The organism is Winogradskyella haliclonae, assembly GCF_014635865.1.
Classification (GTDB): Bacteria; Bacteroidota; Bacteroidia; order Flavobacteriales; family Flavobacteriaceae; genus Winogradskyella; species Winogradskyella haliclonae.
Genome location: NZ_BMDQ01000004.1, coordinates 34,914 through 57,050, shown reverse-complemented (window position 1 = coordinate 57,050; position 22,137 = coordinate 34,914). Strand labels below are relative to the sequence as shown.

At 34.0% G+C, this 22,137-nt stretch carries 20 protein-coding genes; 5 read left to right on the top strand and 15 right to left on the bottom strand.

The features are described from left to right. Nucleotides 1–11: 11 nt before the first annotated feature. From IEV10_RS12945 to rsfS, 6 genes are all read right to left on the bottom strand, one after another. Nucleotides 12–278 carry an acyl-CoA-binding protein gene (locus IEV10_RS12945; RefSeq protein WP_188375165.1) on the bottom strand — a complete coding sequence of 89 codons (267 nt, stop codon included), beginning with the start codon at nt 276–278 and terminating at the stop codon, nt 12–14. After that, on the bottom strand, nt 275–928 hold the full coding sequence (locus IEV10_RS12940; protein WP_188375164.1) for a phosphatidylserine decarboxylase family protein: 654 nt from the start codon (nt 926–928) through the stop codon (nt 275–277). Before IEV10_RS12940 ends, IEV10_RS12945 begins: the two co-directional genes overlap by 4 nt. Continuing rightward, on the bottom strand, nt 918–1,742 hold the full coding sequence (locus IEV10_RS12935) for a phosphatidate cytidylyltransferase (RefSeq protein WP_188375163.1): 825 nt from the start codon (nt 1,740–1,742) through the stop codon (nt 918–920). The genes IEV10_RS12940 and IEV10_RS12935 overlap by 11 nt, the downstream gene beginning before the upstream one ends. After that, nucleotides 1,743–2,351 carry an LUD domain-containing protein gene (locus IEV10_RS12930; protein ID WP_188375162.1) on the bottom strand — a complete coding sequence of 203 codons (609 nt, stop codon included), beginning with the start codon at nt 2,349–2,351 and terminating at the stop codon, nt 1,743–1,745. 104 nt (nt 2,352–2,455) lie between these two features. Beyond that, on the bottom strand, nt 2,456–4,393 hold the full coding sequence (gene ftsH, locus IEV10_RS12925) for an ATP-dependent zinc metalloprotease FtsH (protein ID WP_188375161.1): 1,938 nt from the start codon (nt 4,391–4,393) through the stop codon (nt 2,456–2,458). Nucleotides 4,394–4,409: 16 nt separating this feature from the next. Beyond that, a complete protein-coding gene (gene rsfS / locus IEV10_RS12920) occupies nt 4,410–4,781 on the bottom strand; it encodes a ribosome silencing factor (RefSeq protein ID WP_188375160.1) in 372 nt (123 codons plus the stop codon). A gap of 94 nt (nt 4,782–4,875) precedes the next feature. Here rsfS and IEV10_RS12915 point away from each other — a divergent pair, with 94 nt between their 5' ends. Then, nucleotides 4,876–5,607 (top strand): biotin--[acetyl-CoA-carboxylase] ligase, encoded by a 732-nt coding sequence (locus IEV10_RS12915; RefSeq protein ID WP_188375159.1) that lies wholly within the window; start codon nt 4,876–4,878, stop codon nt 5,605–5,607. Here the strand turns inward: IEV10_RS12915 and IEV10_RS12910 are convergent. Both IEV10_RS12910 and pyrE read right to left on the bottom strand, forming a co-directional pair. Beyond that, nucleotides 5,604–5,999 carry an SRPBCC family protein gene (locus IEV10_RS12910; RefSeq protein WP_188375158.1) on the bottom strand — a complete coding sequence of 132 codons (396 nt, stop codon included), beginning with the start codon at nt 5,997–5,999 and terminating at the stop codon, nt 5,604–5,606. The two genes, IEV10_RS12915 and IEV10_RS12910, sit on opposite strands and share 4 nt — an antisense overlap. A gap of 56 nt (nt 6,000–6,055) precedes the next feature. Continuing rightward, nucleotides 6,056–6,700 (bottom strand): orotate phosphoribosyltransferase, encoded by a 645-nt coding sequence (gene pyrE / locus IEV10_RS12905; RefSeq protein ID WP_188375157.1) that lies wholly within the window; start codon nt 6,698–6,700, stop codon nt 6,056–6,058. 118 nt (nt 6,701–6,818) lie between these two features. Between pyrE and IEV10_RS12900 the strand changes: the two genes are divergently transcribed. Further along, nucleotides 6,819–7,400 (top strand): NUDIX hydrolase, encoded by a 582-nt coding sequence (locus IEV10_RS12900; RefSeq protein ID WP_188375156.1) that lies wholly within the window; start codon nt 6,819–6,821, stop codon nt 7,398–7,400. Nucleotides 7,401–7,409: 9 nt separating this feature from the next. On the opposite strand, the gene IEV10_RS12895 is transcribed toward IEV10_RS12900, so the two are convergent. Beyond that, nucleotides 7,410–9,146 (bottom strand): M14 family metallopeptidase, encoded by a 1,737-nt coding sequence (locus IEV10_RS12895; protein WP_188375155.1) that lies wholly within the window; start codon nt 9,144–9,146, stop codon nt 7,410–7,412. A gap of 112 nt (nt 9,147–9,258) precedes the next feature. Between IEV10_RS12895 and ctlX the strand changes: the two genes are divergently transcribed. Beyond that, the gene (ctlX, locus tag IEV10_RS12890) at nt 9,259–10,191 is read left to right on the top strand and encodes a citrulline utilization hydrolase CtlX (protein ID WP_188375154.1); all 933 of its coding nucleotides are present in this window, start codon (nt 9,259–9,261) and stop codon (nt 10,189–10,191) included. Here the strand turns inward: ctlX and IEV10_RS12885 are convergent. Continuing rightward, nucleotides 10,188–10,829, bottom strand: a complete 642-nt coding sequence (locus IEV10_RS12885) for a chromophore lyase CpcT/CpeT (protein WP_188375153.1) — start codon at nt 10,827–10,829, stop codon at nt 10,188–10,190. The two genes, ctlX and IEV10_RS12885, sit on opposite strands and share 4 nt — an antisense overlap. Before the next feature lie 40 nt (nt 10,830–10,869). Next, on the bottom strand, nt 10,870–12,912 hold the full coding sequence (locus IEV10_RS12880; RefSeq protein ID WP_188375152.1) for an ATP-binding protein: 2,043 nt from the start codon (nt 12,910–12,912) through the stop codon (nt 10,870–10,872). A gap of 458 nt (nt 12,913–13,370) precedes the next feature. Here IEV10_RS12880 and argS point away from each other — a divergent pair, with 458 nt between their 5' ends. Continuing rightward, complete coding sequence (gene argS / locus IEV10_RS12875; protein ID WP_188375151.1) at nt 13,371–15,143, top strand: arginine--tRNA ligase; 1,773 nt, start codon at nt 13,371–13,373, stop codon at nt 15,141–15,143. A 4-nt stretch (nt 15,144–15,147) separates the two neighbouring features. On the opposite strand, the gene IEV10_RS12870 is transcribed toward argS, so the two are convergent. The 4 genes from IEV10_RS12870 to IEV10_RS12855 form a co-directional block, all read right to left on the bottom strand. Continuing rightward, nucleotides 15,148–15,690, bottom strand: a complete 543-nt coding sequence (locus IEV10_RS12870; RefSeq protein ID WP_188375150.1) for a YfiT family bacillithiol transferase — start codon at nt 15,688–15,690, stop codon at nt 15,148–15,150. Between the two features lie 159 nt (nt 15,691–15,849). After that, nucleotides 15,850–18,150, bottom strand: a complete 2,301-nt coding sequence (locus tag IEV10_RS12865) for a TonB-dependent receptor plug domain-containing protein (RefSeq protein WP_229719718.1) — start codon at nt 18,148–18,150, stop codon at nt 15,850–15,852. Then, complete coding sequence (locus IEV10_RS12860) at nt 18,143–19,030, bottom strand: FecR family protein (RefSeq protein WP_188375148.1); 888 nt, start codon at nt 19,028–19,030, stop codon at nt 18,143–18,145. Before IEV10_RS12860 ends, IEV10_RS12865 begins: the two co-directional genes overlap by 8 nt. 51 nt (nt 19,031–19,081) lie before the next feature. Further along, nucleotides 19,082–19,597, bottom strand: a complete 516-nt coding sequence (locus IEV10_RS12855) for an RNA polymerase sigma factor (RefSeq protein WP_188375147.1) — start codon at nt 19,595–19,597, stop codon at nt 19,082–19,084. Nucleotides 19,598–19,695: 98 nt separating this feature from the next. On the opposite strand from IEV10_RS12855, the gene IEV10_RS12850 reads away from it, so the two are divergent. Further along, nucleotides 19,696–21,972 carry an FIDD domain-containing protein gene (locus tag IEV10_RS12850; RefSeq protein ID WP_188375146.1) on the top strand — a complete coding sequence of 759 codons (2,277 nt, stop codon included), beginning with the start codon at nt 19,696–19,698 and terminating at the stop codon, nt 21,970–21,972. The last annotated feature ends 165 nt before the right edge of the window (nt 21,973–22,137 follow it).

Genomic DNA, 22,137 nt, shown 5'->3' with positions numbered 1-22,137 from the left:
TATTATAATTCTCATTTCCCGTACAAAAAGTAGTGATTTACCAAATCTATATAATGTTGTTTGGCTTCCTCTTCTGAGATGTCCTGCACTTGAAAGAGCGCATTGGTTTTAAATGCGTTGATGATTTGCTTTCGGCTGCTTGGTCTGCCGTAATCGTTAGTGGCTTTTTTGTAGTAAGCGTAGAGGCGTAATAAAAAATCTGCAGGAAATGGGTCCGTATGGTCGTTAACCCGTTTTACGGCGGTTTCAAATTCTATATCTAACTCGCTTTGGCTCATTTCATTTCTGCAATCACAGACTCACCACCTTTTACTTTTTGGTTGAGGGCTACTTTAATATCTGCATCTAAAGGTAAAAATAAATCAACTCTTGAGCCAAATTTTATAAACCCAGAATCAGCACCTTGCTGTGCGGTATCATCGACCTTAGCATAGTTGACAATACGTTTTGCCAATGCACCTGCAATTTGTCTGTATAATACTTTTCCGAAGCTTTCATTTTCTACAACAACCGTCGTACGCTCGTTTTCTTCACTGGCTTTTGGATGCCAAGCCACTAAATATTTACCAGGATGGTATTTGCTAAAACTCACCTTACCAGCTATAGGGTAACGCGTGACATGTACATTAAGCGGTGACATAAATACAGAGACTTGTATGCGCTTGTCGTTAAAGACTTCTTTTTCAAACACTTCTTCTATCACGACCACTTTACCATCTACAGGAGACAAGGCCTGTTTCTCGTTAGCGTGTGTGTGACGCTTAGGATTTCTAAAAAATTGCAGTATCAATACAAAAAATACCAAAACCACTAGCATTAAGACTTTGCGTAACCATTCTATAGAGACAAAGGCATCAATTGCAAATATGGCTGCAACCACTATAAATAGGGTAATGAGTATAATTTTATGACCTTCTTTATGAAACATAACTTAAAATTCTTAAGAATAAATATATAAATGGTGCTGCAAAGATAATACTATCTAAGCGGTCTAGCAGTCCGCCATGACCAGGCATGATAACACCACTATCTTTTACTTCGGCCTGACGTTTAAATTTAGATTCTATTAAATCACCCAAAGTACCAAACACACTCACAATGATAGCTAAAATTAACCAGCTTGTAAAACCTAATGTTCCGGTATAGGTTGCAATAAAATAACTAGACACACAGGCAAAGAAGAGGCCGCCTAAAAAGCCTTCAACCGTTTTCTTTGGAGACACACTTGGAAATAATTTTTGACGCCCAAAATTTTTACCAACCAAATAGGCAAAGCTATCATTCACCCAAACCAGAATAAAACTACCTAATAATAAAAAAGGTGTAAACGAATTTAAATAATTGGCAATAAGCAGCATAAAAACAAAACCACTAGAGAGATAGAAGGTCGTCGCGATATAGCGCTTGGACTCAAACAAGGGCATCTTCTTTTCGGTAAATAAGTCTTTGATTAAAAATAGATTTACAAAACTGGTAATGACCAAAAGTATCTGTATGGCTTCGTTAGTCCCTGTTGATGAGGTGTGTATCATGCACCAGTACCAAAATCCAAAGTATAAAACGGTAAAGATGGACGCTGTGATTAAAAAGGCATTGAGCTTTATCAGTTTGTTAAACTCGGCGAGAGAGACCAAACCAAAAATATAAAGTACAGCGAGTAAGGCGTTTTCCCAATACATGGAGCCAATAAGTAAAGCGACATAGAGAAGTCCAGAAATGGCACGCGTTAAAAGTTCCTTCATTTATAAGTCTTCTAAGAGCAGTAGGTATAGGTTTTTAGCACTGCTTCCATAGCTTAAGAAGTTTTTGTCTTCTGTGGTTTTAAAGTGCTTTATCGTGGTAATATTTGTTGGGATCTTGGATTGGTTTTTGTTTTTAATGCCTTTAAGCCCTTCGCCTATATTTTCGACCAATTGACTCGTTGTGGCATATACCACAAAATTTGTAGGCAATTCTTTAAGCTTTTTTTCTGCAATTTGATTTGATGAAATCAGCAACGAGCCATCATCAGAAATTAAATACTCACAGGTCGTGAAAAAATAAGTGCTTTCAGAAGTCTTTTTAGTGCCATCCAATTCAAAGCCTTTGAATAAGTCTTGTAGCCTGTCGTCTAACAAAAATACTTTTTTGTCACTCCAATTGTTTTCTGATATAATGTTTTCTAAGCTATTGTAGACTTCTTCAATATTTTCGCAGTATAAGAATTTACCGCCATTAGCCTTAAAATTTATTGTAAAACGCTCATCTACAGGGAGTTTAATATCGGGCATGTATTTGCTGCGTTCTTCATTAGGAACTTTTTCTTCGGAACCAGGGGATTTTCCTCCAAAAATTTTTCTGAATAAACTCATTTAGAGATCTCGATTAAGGCGCTTTTTTAGTCAATTACCCAAATATAAAAAAACTTAAACTAACTCTGGGTTAATTTAAGTTTTTTCGTCAAGTGGAGCCCTTTTTATTCCTCTTCTTCAGAGATTACTTCATCTTTGTCATAAGGACGTTTACCAAAAATCTTTTCGAGATTATCTTTAAAGATGACTTCTTTTTCTAAAAGTACATCCGCAAGCTCCGTTAATTTATCCTTATTATCTTCTAAGATTTTAATAGCACGTTGGTACTGTTCTTCTATGATTGTAGAGATTTCTTTATCAATTAATACTGCTGTTTCTTCACTATATGGCTTCGTAAAACCACTTTGTTGACCAGAAGAGTCGTAATAGGTTAAATTACCAACCTTATCACTTAAGCCATAAACAGTAACCATACCTCTAGCTTGCTTTGTTACTTTTTCTAAGTCACTTAAAGCACCAGTAGATATTTTATTGAAAATCACTTTCTCAGCAGCACGACCACCCATGGTTGCACACATCTCGTCCAACATTTGTTCTGGTCTTACGATTAGTCGTTCCTCTGGTAAATACCAAGCCGCACCTAGAGATTGCCCTCTAGGAACAATAGTCACTTTTACCAATGGCGCTGCATGCTCAAGCATCCAACTCACGGTTGCATGACCAGCTTCGTGAATAGCAATCGCTTTCTTTTCTTCTGGTGTTATGATTTTGTTTTTCTTCTCTAGACCACCAACGATACGGTCAACGGCATCTAAAAAGTCTTGTTTGTTTACTGCTTTTTTGCCTTTACGTGCTGCAATAAGTGCAGATTCATTGCATACATTGGCAATATCTGCACCAGAGAAACCTGGTGTTTGCTTGGCCAAGAAATCGATATCTAAGGTCTCTTCTTTTTTTAGAGGACGCAAGTGGACTTCAAAAATTTCTTTACGCTCACGAACGTCTGGTAAGTCTACATAAATCTGTCTGTCAAAACGTCCAGCACGCATTAATGCGCTATCTAAAACATCTGCACGGTTGGTAGCAGCTAATACAATAACGTTTGTATTTGTACCAAAACCATCCATTTCAGTCAATAACTGATTTAGCGTATTCTCACGCTCGTCATTAGAACCAGAGAAGTTGTTTTTTCCTCTTGCACGTCCAATAGCATCAATCTCATCAATAAATATAATTGAAGGCGATTTTTCTTTAGCTTGTTTAAATAGGTCTCTTACACGAGATGCACCAACACCTACAAACATCTCCACAAAATCAGAACCTGATAATGAGAAGAATGGCACTTTGGCTTCACCCGCAACAGCTTTGGCTAATAAGGTTTTACCAGTACCTGGAGGTCCTACAAGTAAAGCACCTTTTGGTATTTTACCACCAAGAGAGGTGTATTTTTCAGGGAACTTTAAAAAGTCTACAATTTCTTGTACTTCTTCTTTGGCACCTTCAAGACCAGCCACATCTTTAAATGATGTTTTGGTATCTGTTTTTTCGTCAAAAAGCTTGGCTTTGGATTTTCCGATATTAAATATCTGACCACCAGCACCGCCACCGCCACCAGCAGACATACGTCTCATGATAAAAATCCAAACACCAATAATTAAAATAAAAGGCAATAAGGAGATTAAGAAATCTCCAAAGGCATTACTTTCTATATCTGCATTTCTTGATGTGGGAAGATTATTCTTAGTGATAATATCGTCTATACGATCTTCAAAATTTCCAAGATCTCCAAATTTTAAAGTATAATTTGGGACATTGCCCGTTGGCATAAAGCCTTTAGAACGTGCTTTTTCGTGTACGCTCTTTTTTAGGGCATCTTCAGTCAGAAAAACTTTAGCTGTTTTTGTGTTACTTATGATTACAACCTCTTTAACATCACCATCTTCCAGATATTTGATAAACTCAGACGTTTTTATCTCTTTAGAATTCTGAAAAGCGCTACCGCCAAACAACTGTAACCCTAGAAAAACTGCAATAATAATTCCGTAAATCCAATACGGGCTTACTTTAGGTTTTTTGTTTAAATTTTTATTTTCTTTTGCCATTCTTAGCTTTTCTTTTTTAAATACTTGTTTCTATTTGCGTAGTTACTGCATCGCCCCATAAGCTCTCAATATCATAATATTCTCTGATGTGCTTTTGGAAAACATGCACAACAACATTAACATAGTCCATTAACACCCACTCGGCATTTTCAGAACCTTCAACGTGCCAAGGCTTGTCTTTAGTGTTTTTACTAACTTGTTTTTGTATGGAATTTACAATGGCGTTGACTTGGGTGTTTGAAGTACCTTCGCAAATGATAAAGTAATCGCAAACTGTATTTTCTATTTCTCTTAAATCTAAAAGTGTAATCTCTTTTCCTTTAACCTCTTCGATTCCGCTTATTATCGTAGTAATGAGTTGGTCGGCATTGCTATTTCTTTCCGTCATTAAAATGTTTTAAATTTATACAAAGTTATTATTTTTTTAGTTCTTGATAACCCAAATTGTCATAAGAAATCTATAAAATAACCTGCTAGTTACAATGTATATAATCAAACTTGATGCCATCGACTCTACCAACACGTATCTAAAGACCTTAAGTCTTAAAAAGATGCCTAAGGATTTTACAGTTGTCATTGCTGATGAGCAGACCAATGGACGAGGTCAAATGGGTACCACATGGCAAGGTGAAGCCTCAAAAAACCTTACGTTTAGTGTCTTTAAAGACGTTTCGTTTTTAAAAGTATCAGAACAGTTTTATATAAGTATGGCGGTTGCTTTGGGTATCACTAAAGCATTAAATGAATTGCGAGTGCCTAAAATAAAGATCAAATGGCCTAACGACATTTTGTCAGAGAATAAGAAAATTGCAGGAATACTGATAGAAAATGTCATAAAAAACAACAAAATAGAAGGCTCTATAATTGGAGTTGGCTTAAATGTAAATCAGAAATTTTTTGATAACCTACCTCATGCATCATCCTTACATTTACTCACTGGAATAGTATATAGTAAAGACGAAATTTTTCACCGTTTGTTAAAACATATAGAACGTCAGCTTGAACTTTTAGAAACAGGGGATTTGGATGCACTTAAAAAGGAATACGAAGCCATATTATTTCGCATAAAAAAACCATCAACTTTTAAAACTCCTGATAACCAGACGTTTTCTGGTTTTATTGAAGGTGTAACAGATGATGGTAAATTAAAATTACTTCTAGAAGATAATATACGCGAAGCCTACGACCTTAAAGAAGTGCAATTGCTATACTAAAAAGCAGATGACATATTTGTAGATAAAGTTTCAATAAACTTACTTATTGGGCCTTTAATCATCATGGCCATCATAGCGTTAAATTCGCCAGCAAATGTTAGTTTTACATCACTTTTTGTAGCGTCTACTTCTGTGATATCTGCTGTAAGAGAAAAATCTAATTTTCCGCCCGCTGCACCAAGTACAATTTTACTATTTGGTATAGCTTCTTTCTTTTTTAATACAATTTCTGGCATGCCTTTTAAAGCAAACAAAAATTTATCAGCATCTAAAACTTCAAATTTGCTAATGTTTTCTGGCATTAGTTTTTCAAAATTCTTTACATCAGATAAAAAATTAAAAGTGTCTTCTGCAGATTTATCTAGAGTTACTTTTGGAGATTCTAAGTTCATTTTTATTGTTTTGAGTATTCTTTATTGAATAACATTATAATTTGTTATTGAATATATCAATTAGCGTTCCAATTGCTCGGATTAGCATTCCAGAGTGCTAAAATGTCTTGTTGTTCTTTAGTTATGTATTTTGTTTCTAGGGCTTGTTCTAGTAAGTTTTCATAGTTGCCTAGTGTATGCAATTCTATGTTAGCTTCAGAGAAGTTTTGAGTTGCAATATCAAAGTCATAAGAAAAAATAGCAACCATACCTTTGACCTTCACTTCAGCAGCATTTAGGGCTTTCACTGCATTAAGGCTACTTTTTCCTGTGCTTATTAAATCTTCTACAACGACTACGGTTTGCCCTTTTTCTATATAGCCTTCAACTTGGTTTTGCCTGCCGTGTTTTTTTGCTTCAGGTCTTACGTACACAAAAGGAAGGTTTAGGTATTCTGCAACTAAGGCACCAATGCCAATAGCTCCGGTAGCTACACCAGCTATAACATCTGGCTTACCATAAAGCGCTTCGATTTGGTTAGCCATAGTTTCTCTAATATAATTTCTAATCGGAGGAAAAGATAGCACAATACGATTGTCACAATAAATCGGAGATTTCCATCCAGAAGCCCATGTAAAAGGGTCATTAGGCTGCAATTTTATAGCATTAATTTGAAGTAATACTTCTGCAGTTTTTTTGGCGATGTCTTTGTTAAAAATCATGTCGCAAAATTAATGAATTTTGATACGATGAAAATTTTAAATTAAAATAATTTTTAATTCAAATTCTGTATTGTAAAAAAGAATACATTTACGAAACAAAATATAAGTTATCTGATTGATGCATACTATTTATGTAGGTGACAAACCCATTTACTTAACCACAAAGGTTGATAAGGAAACGGACTTTAAAGTTTTTTTACTCAAGTCAGTAGATTTAGCGAAAGTCATAAGAATGCTAAATCGTACAAATTTACAAGCGGTCTACCTTGTTGGTAAAAAGGAAGAAAAATTACTAAAACAGTTTTTAAAGAAATTACCTAACGTTATTGCTGGCGGTGGTAAAGTCTATAATGATGAGGGTAAAGTCTTATTTATTTACAGGAATGATAAATGGGATTTACCAAAAGGAAAAGTAGAAGGTAAGGAGTCTATCGAAGAAACATCAATCCGTGAAGTTGAAGAAGAAACTGGTGTTGATGGGTTGAAAATTACCAAAGCATTACAAACCACATATCATATATTTAAACGCCGTGGTCGCTATAGAATAAAAATTACCTATTGGTTTGAGATGAAGACTAACTACTCTGGAGAATTAATTCCGCAAGAAAAAGAAGGCATCACAAAAGTAAAGTGGTTAGGTAAGAAAAAGATAAAAAAAGCCATGACAAATAGCTATGCCAATATTAAGCTGTTGGTTTAGATTTAAAGATTATCGTAATCGATAAATTGGGTATTGCATATGTGCTTTTTCGTAATGCTCAGATTGCTTGTGCAGCCAGTCTAATTGTGCGAACCAGTTATTAGCAAATCCTGTGATATCTTTTTTTCTATGTTCAAATTGTAATTTTAATACACTGTCGTTCTCAAGTATTTTTTGTGCTTTATCTTCCCATACGTATGGTGAGAAGCCTTCTTTTTGTTGTAAAATAGTATCGAAGAAATTCCAGTTAAAAAATGAGTCAGGTGCTTCTGGCTCAAGTGTTTCTAATACATAACGCATGCCTTTTTGATTGGTCTCTACCAAATAATCTCCGGCAGTAAAACTCAACGCTTCTTCAGTAGCACTAATAGTAGTGTTGTAATGTAAATAATGACCTTCATAAGGTGATTGACGTGTTTTGTAATCCTTAATTTTATAGGATTGAACTTTGATTATAGTATCTTTTGTTAGCTGAGTCATCTCAATATTGTTAAGTTTTAATCGCTCAATAATTGGGTGCATGCCTTGAGGGATAATATAGGCTTTTGGGATACTAATTTCCTTAGTAGGCTTAAAATAGTTCTGATATTTTACATCTTTAGTAAATGGCTTTGAAGCATCATATTTTAAGCGTTTAGCACCAGTTAGTTGGCTTTCAATTCTATGGCCTTCAAACCCTTTAAATTGTAGTGTAGAAAACTTAGACGTATCAATCTGCCAAGCAATTGGATATTGGTCTCCAGTAGACCAAGTTTTGTCTTGAGCATTCCGTAATTCTGAAATTTTATGCCCATCATTTTCTGTAATTTCAATCATGCTTTTCATAAGTTCGTAGGTGCCTTCTACACGTTGTTTGTATGGTTTAAGCATATGGGTTTCTACCATCATACCTAATGTATTGAATAAGGTTGTGTAACCCGTTGAATATCTTGGTGAGTCTTTAAATTGTGAAAAACCAGACTCTGGTGTACGGTTAAACACATTGACATAAGGTGTGATATCCCAATCTTTGGCTTCTAGTTTTTCTTCAAGTTGTGGCATCATTTCAGTATGTAAATAGCTGCCTAATTCTCCACCTAGTTTGTTGTGTTGCGTAAATAAGTGAGTCAGTGTATATTGGTAATCAGCACCATTACTCACATGATTGTCTATAAAAACATCTGGCTGAACTCTATGAAAGATTTGAGCAAATGTTTTTGCATTTTTAGTATCTGTTTTTATGAAATCACGATTCAAATCATAGTTTCTAGCATTACCTCTAAACCCATAAGCTTTTGGACCATTCTGATTTGTTCTAGTTCCAGTATTTCTATTAAGGCTTCCTCCAACATTATAAATAGGAATAGTAACTAAAACCGTATTTTTTGGAGCCTCTATCTTGCCATTGACCAAATCTCTAAAGAGCATCATGGTGGCATCAATACCATCAGATTCTCCAGGATGGATGCCATTGTTTATAAGAATAATTCTGTTTTCTTTTCTAAGTGTTTCATAATCACTTCCCGAAGCATTTGGGTTAAGCGTAACCATATGTAATGGTTTGCCTGAGTCAGTTTGTCCAATAGCTTCAATCGAAATTTCAGAATATGTGTTAGCTAATTCTGTGTAATAGGCAATAGTTTCCTGATATGTTGCCGTTTCAAGGCCTTCACTTTTTTCAAAAACTGTAGTAAAATCAAAGTCCGATGTATTAGAATTCTCTTTACAAGAGACGATTATAAGTAGAAGAAGTAGAAGTTTTTTCATAGTGTAAATTATTGACAGTCAAACTTAGGCATTTTAATGCAGAAAAATAGTTCTGCTACTAAATATCAGATTATAAAAATGACTAATTTTGCATCACTTTATACATCTAGATATGCAGCAAACTACAGATACTATAGTAATGATTCGTCCAGTAAATTTTAGGATGAATGAGCAAACAGCCGTGAACAATTACTTTCAGGAAGAATTAGACATAAAAAACACTGAAATTAATAGCAAAGCGCAGCAAGAGTTTGATGTATTTGTAGAAAAGTTGAGAGCTGTTGGTATTCATGTTATTGTTATTGATGATATCGTTTCACAAGATACACCAGACTCAATATTTCCTAATAATTGGGTGAGTTTTCATAAAAGTGGCGATGTAGCGCTATACCCAATGTTTGCTGAAAATAGAAGACGAGAACGACGAGAAGATGTTCTTTTAAGGTTAGAAGAAGAGGGTTTTAATATTGAAAACATTGTTGATTATACATCTGCAGAAGACGAAGGTATATTTTTAGAAGGCACTGGAAGTTTGCTATTAGATAGAGTAAATAGTAAAGCCTATTGCGCACTATCTCCTCGTGCAGATGAAGACTTGTTTATAGAGTTTTGTGAAGATTTTGAATACACACCAGTTGTATTTACCGCCAACCAAACGGTTGATGGTAAGCGCTTAGAAATATACCATACCAATGTGATGATGTGTTTGGCAGAAAATTTTGCTGTCATTTGTTTAGATAGTATCGATGACAAAAAAGAGCGAAAAAATGTCGTGAAACATCTCAAGCAAGATGGTAAAGAAATTATTTCTATATCTGAAGCACAGATGCATCAATTTGCTGGAAATATGCTTCAGTTAAGAGGTCGTAATAATCAACGTTATTTGATTATGAGTCAAGCCGCTTACGATAGTCTTACTCCGCAACAGATAAAAGCCATAGAAAAGTATTGCCCAATTATATCAAGTTCTCTAGAAACTATTGAAACTTGTGGTGGTGGCAGTGCACGTTGTATGATGGCTGAGGTGTTTTTGCCTAAAGCTTAATCTAGCTTATTAAAAATATAACCCGCTTTTTCGGCACCCCAGACATAGTTTCCCTCAGCATCAAAACCGCGATCCCAAGAGATAATTTTATCCTCTAAAACCTCTACTTCACTTCGGGCAAATGATGCACCTCGCATTGTGCTTACACAAGTTGTATCACCAGTTTTTCCTTGATAATGATTTTTAGCTAGACGTTTTAAAACCACCTCACAGCCAGATTTTAAGCTAATATCTTCTGGCGATATCGCATCAAATGCTTTTGGGGTCTTCCATTTGCCAATCCATAGAGAGTCCGCAGTTGGTAAGGTGTAAATTTCTGAAGTATAGGTGCTATCTGTTAGTTTATTTAGTTTATAAATGCGTTGTCTGTACGGCTTGTTTTGCATACTATTTAGTGCTTGCTCTACATAGAGATAATGGCCTTTGCCTTCCCAAATTGGGTACATGTGTAATGAAATGTTATAGTATGTTGAGTCTACTTGCGCTTGTACTTCAGAATTATAAGAACCTTGCATTACAGCATATAATTCATCCAAATGATTTTCTGTAGTTACAGTAGTTTCAGTATGTGATTCGGACTTGTCTTTACAAGAGAAGTACAATGCAAAGACGCCTAAAAGTATGGTGATTTTTTTCATTTTAAGACTTAAGATAATTGGCCTTAAATATATAGAAAAATTATTCAGAAAGTGCGGCCTTTGGTAATTCGATAAAGAATTTGCTACCAATGTTTGGTGTACTCTCAACCCAAATACGACCGTTATTCAGCTCTACTAAATCTTTGCAAATGGTAAGGCCAAGACCAGTACCTTTCTCGTTTTCAGTGCCAATAGTGGTAAAGTTCTTTTTGGCATTAAATAGTTTTTTCTGATTTTCTTCAGAAATACCAATACCTGTATCTTCAACACAGATTAAAACTTTACCGTTATAATCCTGGTTAGATACTGTAATGACATCGCCTTTACCGGTAAACTTAACAGCATTGGTGATTAAGTTCTGGATAACAATTTCTAGCATGCTACGATCTGCATAAACAAACTCACGTCTAGATTCATCAATAAGAATGATGCCTTTATCATTTACCTTTTTCTCAATTAAAGACATCTTAATCTGAAAAACCTCCTGAATATTAAATAATTCTGGCTTAGGTTGGAGGTTTTGCATCTGTGATTTAGACCAATTCAGTAAATTGAATAAAAGTGAAGAGGCATTATTTGCATTTTCACTAAGCTCGGGAATGAGGTCATTAAACTCATCTTTACTAATCCCACCATCTTTGAGTAAATCTAAAAAGGCTTTAATGGAAGAGATGGAATCTTTTAAATCATGTGATACAATTGAAAACAGTTTGTCTTTAACTTGATTAACTTCTTCTAGTTGAAGGTTTTTAAGTGATAACTCTTTATTGCTTTTTGTAAGTGTTTTTGCGGCTTTGCTATCTTTTGAGCCTTTTAAATAACTAAAAATAAGTAATGCCGTAATAAAAACCAGACCAGCAATTAGACCATATACTAGAAGGATATCTTGCTTTTTCTCACTTGTTATAACTGCTTTTTCTGGCTCTTCAGTTTTAGTACTTTCAATAAGCGGAGGTGTTTCTATTTGTGCTTCCTCTGTAGAATTATCTGGTACAGGAATCGCAGCAAGCTTTTCTTTATCAAGCTTCTCTTTTAATTCGTAATACTGGTTTTGCCAGTTAAAAGCATCTTCATAAAAACCTCTTCTAGAATCTAAATCTCTATTAAGCTTAAGATTGTAAAGTAGCTCTTCATCGTTACCCAATCTTCTTGCAATTTTAAGCGCTTCGAGTAATTGGTTTTCGGCAAGTTTTAGGTTTCGATTTTTTGTGTTTAACTCACCAAAAGCATTTAGAGATTTTAAAATACCTAAATCATCTTTTTGCCTTCTGCTGTATCGCAAACCTTCTCTTAAATAGTCAGCAGCTTTGTCTGTGTCTTCAATAGCTAAGTAAGACTTTCCTAGACTTGGCATTATTTCGCCACGAATGTCTTGGTCTTCTTGAGGGTCGAGAAGCGTTAACATTCTTTCGTAATTGTCTATAGAGCGTCTGTAATCATTTTTTAGCGCATAAAGTAAGCCTAGATTTTTTAAGGAATATTTCATGCCTTCCAAATCATCTAGTTCTTCTCTGACACTGAGCGCTTTTTTGTTGTATTGTAAGGCTTTGTCTAATTTATTTGTGTTGTAATACGCTTCAGCTAGATTATTGTAGGCTTTGCTTAAGTCGTCTTTTAAGTCTTTTTCTTCAAAAATGGATATGGCCGATAGTGAATTTTGTAATCCCTTTTTGTAATTGCCTCTTTGTATTTCTATAACACCAAGATTGTTATTCACTTTTGCAATACCGAGGGTATCCTTAATTGCCATAAAATAGCTGCGTGCACTTTCAAAATTTGCAACAGCATTGTTTTGGTCATTTTGGTTATTAAAAATAAGTGCTTTTATATAATTAGTTTCTGCTAGGCCTTTTTCATAGTTAAGCGTTTTTGAAAGCTCAGAAGTCTGGTCTATAAATAGTAATGCTTTCGTATAATCTTCGATAGCATATAGTTCATTGATAAGCAACAACGAAGTCTCCACTTTTGTAGAGTCTTGATTTTGATACGCTAAACGCACAGTAAGGCTATCTATCTTTGCATTCTGAGCAAAGCTAGTAAAGGCACACAGGCAGATGGCGAATGTCATCAATAATTGCTTCATAAAGCATTAACTTTAGGGCACAGTTTTATATTGTGGTTTGCCAACTTTCTGAGAGGGATAGGAAAGATGTGTTATCACGCATTTTGCAATGCTTCTAACAATTCAATTAATAGCAGCCCAAAAATGGTCAAATGCAATTGGATTTGCTAATTTTTAAGTTTTACGACCAAAAAATCAGACAAAGTGAACGTTGAAATTTTCAAAAAAACAGACCAATCGATTAAAGGTAAAATTCTTGGTAGAACTACACTTTTATCGATGAAATGCACTTTTAATATAAATTACTGATTACCAAAATGTTAATTTAATAATTTGAAATTTGCAATCCTACTTCATTACTAAATTTAATTGCATTTCATTGGTTGTTTAAGTATAAAAATTAAACCGCACTTTGATTTATTATAAAATAATAAAAAGGTCTACCTTTGCTGGCGTTTAAAGAAGTAAAAAGCCATTTTATGAATCTTCAAGATACATTAGAATTAAATGTAAAAGCTGCTGTAAAATCTTTATTTGAAGCTGATTTGCAATCTGTTGAATTTCAAGCAACAAGGAAAGAGTTTGCTGGAGATATTACTGTTGTGGTTTTTCCGATGTTACGTGTCGTAAAAGGAAATCCTGCAATTATTGGTGAGCAAATAGGACAGTATTTAGTAGATAATGTGTCTTTAGTTAAAGCTTTTAATGTTGTAAAAGGATTTTTGAACATTGAAATTGAAGATGCCTATTATCTAGAATTCTTTAATTCTATAAAGCATAATGGTGATTATGGCATTTCTGAAGTCAAAGATGATAAAGCAGTGATGGTAGAGTATTCTTCACCAAACACAAACAAACCTTTGCATTTAGGTCATGTGCGTAACGTGCTTTTAGGTTATAGTGTTGCTGAGATTTTAAAAGCTTCAGGTAAAAAGGTTTATAAAACCCAAATTATCAACGATAGAGGCATACACATTTGCAAAAGTATGTTGGCTTGGCAACGTTTTGGTAATAATGAAACTCCCGAATCTACTGGTCTAAAAGGTGATAAGTTGGTGGGTAATTATTATGTGAAGTTTGATAAAGCCTATAAAGAAGACATAAAGACATTAATTGCAAGCGGTCAATCTGAAGAAGATGCTAAGAAGAATGCGCCTATTTTACTTGAAGCACAAGAGATGCTGCGTAAATGGGAAGCAGGAGATGAAGATGTTGTTGCACTTTGGAAGAAAATGAATGGATGGGTTTATGAAGGTTTTGATGCCACTTATAAAAACATAGGTGTAGACTTTGATAAGTATTATTATGAAAGTCAGACCTACTTATTAGGAAAAGAGTTTATTGCAGAAGGCTTAAAATCTGGTGTTTTTGAAAAGGATGAAGATGGTTCGGTTTGGTGTGACTTAACTGAAGATGGTTTGGATAGAAAGATTGTACTTCGTGCTGATGGCACAGCGGTTTACATGACGCAAGATATAGGAACGGCTATACAGCGTATCAAGGATTATCCAGATGTAGGTGGTATGGTGTATACTGTTGGTAATGAGCAAGATTATCATTTTAAAGTATTGTTTTTAATACTGAAAAAGCTTGGTTTTGATTGGGCCAAAAACCTATTTCATCTAAGCTACGGTATGGTAGATCTACCAAGTGGTAAAATGAAAAGTAGAGAAGGCACCGTTGTAGATGCCGATGATTTAATTGAAGAAATGGCAAACACAGCCGAGGAGATTTCTAAAGAATTAGGAAAGTTAGATGACTATTCTGAAGATGAAAAGAAATCGCTTTATAAAACCATTGGATTAGGAGCATTAAAATATTACATATTAAAGGTCGATCCTAAAAAGAGAATATTGTTTGATCCAAAAGAGTCTATCGATTTTCAAGGAAATACAGGGCCGTTTATACAATATACCTATGCTAGAATTCAGTCTATTTTAAGAAAATCCTCATCTGAAGATTTTAAAATATCAGATATATCTCTTCATGAAAAAGAAAAGCAGTTGTTAAAACAGTTGGAACAATTTCCTGAAGTCATTCAAAATGCTGCAGCACATCATAGCCCTGCTTTAATTGCAAATTATACTTACGATTTGGTGAAAGATTTTAATTCTTTCTATCAGAATGTATCTATACTTGGCGCTGATTCTGATAATGAAAAATCGTTTAGAGTGGCCTTATCTAGAAAAGTAGGAGAGACGATTAAGAGTGCATTTAATGTGCTTGGTATTGAAGTTCCTAATCGTATGTAAGGTATTAGAATTCTCCCTTGTATTTTAAGGCTTGTTTTATGTGTGCCAAATGATGGTTGCTATGCCATGCATACGTTCCAATGGTTTCTTCTAGAGTAAAACTTTTGCCATGTTCTGGATGAATAAATTTTAGTTTTAGGTCTTCATCAGACAAGCCTCTGAGCAATATACCTAACTTAGCGTGTATGCCCTTTAAAATGGATAATGCTGTTTTAATATCATGCTCGTAATCTACAAGTTCAGCCCAGTGATTTTCAAAATAGGGTCTTATGGTTGGTGTATCTTCTGTTAATGCTAATTTGAACCTTATAATGCTATTTATATGGCTGTCAGCACAATGATGTACCACTTGTTTAATGGTCCATCCATCTGGCCTATATCTGTAGTTTAACTCTGCATTAGATAGATTTTTGGTTGTGTCCTCTACTGAATCTGGAAAATTTTCGATATCCATTATCCATTTTTCTTTTTGACCTTTTGAGATAATTTCCGGTGGTTGAAATTTGCCAATAGGGTATTTTAATTTTTGCAATTCTGTAGGAAGCATAATAGTAGTGTTTGGATTAAAAATTCTATTATAAAAGTATGATTTTTAGTTGTAATTGTATACAAAATAAAAGACCGTCAATTGACGGTCTTTTATGACCTACTCAAAAATGAATTTTTAAAAGTTAATTATTTAAGAGAGTATTAAAAACCTCTATCATTAAAATTTTAATCTAAGGCTAAAATTAGGGGTTAACCCTAAAGCAAGTTCATTATTCTCAATAATCTGACTGTTAGAGTTTAAAGTGTAGAATCTATTGATAACATTTTCTCTGTCGAGCAAATTCAATACAGATGCACCCACTTCTCCGAACACATCATCAGCAACCTGAAAACTATAACGTGCTGAGACATCTGCTCTTAAATAGCTGGGTAAACGTTCAGCATTTGGGGTGTCGAATGCTATGGTATCTTTATTTGGTTGACTCATGGATGGCACCGTATAAGGCCTACCAGAATGCCAATTTACACCTGCCGAGAGTTTTAAATTTTCAATTTCGTATGTGGTAGAGAAATTAAGAATATGAGTTATGTCTAGATTATTAGGGAAGGCTTGGTTATTATTTAAAAATTCAAACTCGTAATCATTTTTACTATAGGAATAGCTTAGCCAAGCTCCAAAGTTTTTAAACTGTTTGTTAAATAAGATATCTATACCTTTTATACTATAATCTCCAATAGCTCTTGCCAATTGAAATTGATTTTGAAAACCCTGAGAGCGCGTACTTACACCATCAACATTTTTAATATAACCTTCAGCGCTAATCAACCAGCCTTTCTTTTTGTAATTTAATCCAACAGAAAATTGATTACTTTTTAAAATAGGAACATCACTGGTATTAGCTAATTGCCATCTACGTTTTTCAATACCGAAAAAATCTTGCTGTAAATCTATAATTTGATTGATAGATTGATTTTTTACTTCGCCTAGGAGCTCTAGTCTAAAATAATTCAAGAATTTTTGTGAGAAAACAAACCTAGGCTCAAATAAAACAGTACTAAACTTATCAAGATAATTACCTCTTAATCCAATTCTTCCATAAGTATTTTTTGAATTAGAAGTAAATTCTGCCTCAGTATATATGCCTTGAGTTCTTATGACTTCTTTTACAAAACTTCTAAAACGAGGATTGGAAACATCCTCGAGATTAGATACACCAACTTCATTAAACTGGTAACCAAAATTAAGATTAAGATTTTTATCAACGACACTTAAAAAATCTACGCGTGCGCCTACATCAACAACTTCATTTTCTTGGGTCAACTCTTGAGTTGTTAAAGCGTTTTCACCAAATAAACGGTAGTTAGAATAGCTTAATTGGGCAGACATATTTGTAGACTCTGACCACTTATAATTATAATTTATGTTACCGGCATAACTTCTTTGACTTAGCTGGCTTTCAGTTGTTACTAAACTATCATTAGGGGAAATAATGTCGTAGTCTAGACGATTAAAAATAGTGAGTAGGTTTGCTCTTATTGATGAGTTTTTATTAATATCATATAAAAATTTAAGACTTGCATCGTAAAAAAAGAAACGCTCATTTTGTTGTAAATCAGAACCTGGAGTTGCGTATAGATTCTCTAATTGAGTAGTATTAAAAATACGTTCTAAATACGTGTCATAAGTTGGTGTTAATAGGGCATCAGTATATGAGCGTCGAGCAGATAACTGCAATTCAGTTTTTTTTGATAGTTGAAATTTAGAGAAACCATCAACACTTAATAAGTTAAATCCAGCGCCGGATTCAGATTTATCTCCAATTTCGTTAGAGTTCTCTATGCTAATAGCACTTGACACCCCAGATCCGTATTTGGCTCTTGTGCCATTAATGGTGACATCAACCTTTTCGGTGAGATAAGGATTAAATGCCGAAATAAGGCCAAAAAAATGACCAGTCTGATACATTCTGATCCCTTCGTATAGGATAAGGTTTTGGTCGTTAGTGCCACCTCTAATATTAATATTAGATATGCGCTCATCAACGCTAATAATTCCTGGAAGCGTTTGTATAGTTTGTAGGATATCTGGCTCACTTAAGCCAGGAAGTATCCCAAATTTTTGCGGCGTGATTTCAATCTTACCATTAATAGTCTTTGCTAAACCTTTAGTAAGATAGTTTTGTATAAAGACTTCGTCGAGCTGCTGCAAATTGTTATGACTCGAATTGTAATTTGGCTTTCGCTGTTCTACAGAAATAAATCGACTATTTAGTCTATTGAATGTTAAGTCTGTTTTTTCTTCTAGGTATAGTAATGCCTCCTCTAAACTTAAATCATCATTAAACGATAGATTAATTGTCTTTACAGTTTCATCAGCATAAGAAAATCTGATGTCAAATTTGGCTTCAAGTTGTTTTAATATTTCTGAAAGGGGTTTCTTCTGGTTATCTGTTTGGGCATAACCATGCAAAGAGACTCCAAATAGAAGGATGAGTAAAAAACTTTTGAAATTATTCACCATTTAAAACAATAACAGAATTACTTTTAGTGTAAGTTATACCTAAAGGTAAGGTTATTGATTTTAATGCCAAATCTAAGTTATCATGAGTAAAGCTACCAGAAAACAACTGTTGGCCATCTAATTTACTTGCATCTACAGAAATATCATATTGTCTTTCTAATTCATCCAATACATATTTTAAAGGTGCACTTGCAAATGAAGTTTCATTAGATAACCAACTAGGTTGCGTTCTATTTTCTTTTTCATTTTTAATAATACCGTCAATAACTACAAAGCGATTTCCGGGGTTAAGCTTTAGCGATTTTGATTTGTAGTTAACAGCAACTAAACCTTCAAAGCATGTCACTTCAAAATAGTTTAGACGCTGTATAACATTAAATTGAGTACCTAAAACACTAATTTTTCCATCAGATGTAATAACATCAAATTTTGAACCTTCGGCGACACTAAAGAAGGCTTCCCCATCAAGAGAGACTTCACGTTTATCTGTCCATGAATTTTTATTATATACTATAGTAGATTGGGCATTGAGGTTAACGGTAGAAGCATCTGGTAAACTAATTGTTATATCTTCTGCTACGAGTGTTTTTACCTCGGTATCTAGAGTAGAGTTGTAATAGAAGATACTAAAGCTAATAAGCAATACTGCTGCAATTTTAAGTAATGGTCGTACCCAATTGTTAGAAGCCTTAGGTTTTAAGCGAGATTTAACATTGTCGTACTCATAATCTATACTATAATCAGGCGATTTAAAATCTTCTAGTGATTTAGAAAGCTTAAGTAAATCGGCATAATCATCTAACTCTTCAAAGGCTTTCTGTTCCTCAGAGTTAAGATTATGGTCAAGCCATTTTTTTATGAGTTCTTCTCTTTCCATTTTATCTTTTCTACTTATATAACATGCAAGTTTTAAAAATCCCTACCTACATTATAATTCTTTTATATCTTCTCTAAGTTTTTTTAGTGCACCATAAATTCGTTTTTCAACAGCTTTTACAGATATGTCTAGCAGTTCTGCAATTTCTTTAAAGCGTTTACCTTCAACACGATTCATCATAAAAGCCACGCGTTGAGCTTCAGTTAATTTTTCTAATGCATTTTGTAGTTTTTCGCTGTATTGCTTTTCTTCTAATACAAATTCTGGCGATTCGTTAGTACTACTTTTTTGAGGCTTTTGATGATGTTTTAGCACAACTTTTTGGTGTGCAACAGCATTAAGCATCAAATTGTTTGCTGTAGTAAATAAAAAACTCTTGGCCTTTTCTGGAGGGACTTTTGCACAATTATCCCATAATTTTATAAAGGCATCTTGCACTTTATCTTTAGGATTTAGATAAGAACCAAATTTGTAATATAAGAAGTCATGTAAATTTTTTGAGTGCTTTTTAAAGAGCGCAGAATAAATATGTTCTTCACAACTATTTTGGTGTAATGGTTTAGACATAGGGTTTTCTATTGCAGTAAATTTAAAAAAATTAAAACTTAAGGTAGGAATAAATAAGATTGACTTGTTTTATAAGAAATCATAAAAACCAATTTATCATGAAATCCTACTTTAAATCCTACGTTTTATTGTTCTTGATAGCACTCTTTTTTGCCTCATGTCAAGATGAATCTGTAGAAATAATTAATCCAGATGAACAAGAAGCTATAATACCAAATTCTACCTTGTCTAATCTTATGCTCAGAACTTCAGCAAATGCAGTTTCTGATGATAATGTTTTAGATAATTCAAGCTGTTTTTCGGTGGAATTGCCTGTTACAGTTATTGTTGGCAATATTACCATTACTATACAGAACGAAGAAGGGTTAGATGAATTAGAAGACTTGTTAGAAGAGCTAGAAGGCGAAATTCCTGAATTTGTTTTTCCTATAACAATTATTTCTGCAGATTATACTGAAACAGTCATCGAAAATCAAGATCAACTTGAAGCTTTATTAGAAGATTGTATTGAGGATAATGACGCTATAGAATGTGTGGATTTTGTTTATCCAATATCATTTTCTGTACTTAACTCAGATTTTGTTATTATTGATACAGTAACTATAGAAAGTAATGAAGCGCTTCATGACTTTTTAGAAGGCTTAGATGATGACCAAGCTAATCTTGTAGCCCTGAATTTCCCTGTCACGTTAGAGTATGCTGATGGCAATACGATTACTGTAAACACTAACGAAGAATTGTCTAACGCTATAGAAGCAGTTGGAGACGATTGCGATGATGACGATTATGAAAACTGTGATGTTGATGAAATTAAAGCTTCATTAAAAGAATGTAAATGGGTAATAGAAGCCTATTCTAGTTTTCCTGAGTTCGAAGATTTTGAGTTTGTGTTTAACGAGGATTTCACTTTCGATATCATCATAGATGATAATCAGGTGTCTTCTGAAGGCAATACTTGGGAAGTTGTTGAAGAAGGAGAGGAAGTTTATTTAGTATTAGCAACAGAGTTTGAAGATTTTGGAGGAGATTGGAAAATTGTAGAATGCGATAATGACGAGTTGTATCTTACAAAGAACGACCAAACTATGTTGATTGAGCAGTACTGCGAGACAGATTTAAACTGTTCAGCTGATGATTTATCTCAGGACTTAATAGAATGTTACTGGTTTGCAGGAAGTAATCTTGTCAATGACTTGGCTAATAAGTTTGTATTTACTGAAGACGGAACCGTAAAAGTTTATGTAAACAATGAGTTTGTTGAGGTTGGAACTTGGAATGTAGGTGTAGATTCTGATACATTGACTTTAGTGTTAAATCTCACAGGAAATTATGATGTGCTTTCTGGAGTATGGGAAGTTATCGAGTGTCATGAAGGGTTTTATGGTCTCTCTAATGGCGATAATATTCTTCATTTAGAACAAGAATGTTTTAATGACAATCCTTTTGAATGTTATCCAGAAGAAGGTGTAGAATTAGTAAAATGCGATGATGATAATGATGGATATGCGCAATTTAATATCTATGAAGCTGTACCAGCTTGTGATAATCCAGGAGCGTCAGTTGCAATTACATTCCATACCACTTTTGAAGGTGCAGAAAATAATTCAGATTTCTTAGAAGGCGCTACAGCATATACCAATGTCTCAAACCCTCAAACCGTATACGTAAAAGTGGCATTAGTAAACAATCCTGAACAAAAATTAATTTATCCGGTAGAGTTAATTGTCGAAGACTGTAATGCGCCAAATCCGTTTGAATGTTTTGCAAGTTTCGATGCTGTAATTGAGCTTTGTGATGAAGGTAATGATGGTTACGAAACCTTTGACTTAACCATTGCATATTCAAATTGTACACCATTTGTAGATGTCGTAACCTATCATACGTCATTAGCTGATGCCGATGCAGATACAAATCCTATTGCAGACCCAGAGTATTTTGTAAACACGAGTGCACCTCAAACAATTTATGTTAGAGTTGAGGTTGGAGATACTTATGAAGTTTTTGAATTGCAATTAAAGTTAGAAGATTGTACTAATCCTGGAGATTGTACAGAAGGTGATGTAGATGGTATCTTAATGAACTGTGAGTGGAAAGTCACAGAATTAAATGGAGATGATAATTTAATAGATTATAGATTAACGTTTTTAGATGCTCAAGAATTGTTGATTACAAATGTAACAACAAACGAAACGGTTACTGGAACTTGGTTAACTGAAACAAATAATAGTGGAGGAGTAGATGTTACTTTCGATGGGATTTCTGCACCAGATATTCAAGCTATTTCAGGTGTGTGGACTGTTGTTGAATGTACAGGAGAACAATTGATTTTCCATATGGGAGATAACCAAATGACATTAGATAAAATATGTGATTAAACTGATAAACATCCGCTTACGGTTTATTTAGTTAGTAGTTGAAAAGAGTCACTTTAAAAGTGACTCTTTTCTAGTTTTGATATCTTCTAGTTTTACCGTGTTATATATGATTTTTTTACTTTTTTTAAGTTGAAAAATTGTATCAGTAACAACTTCATTTATCGC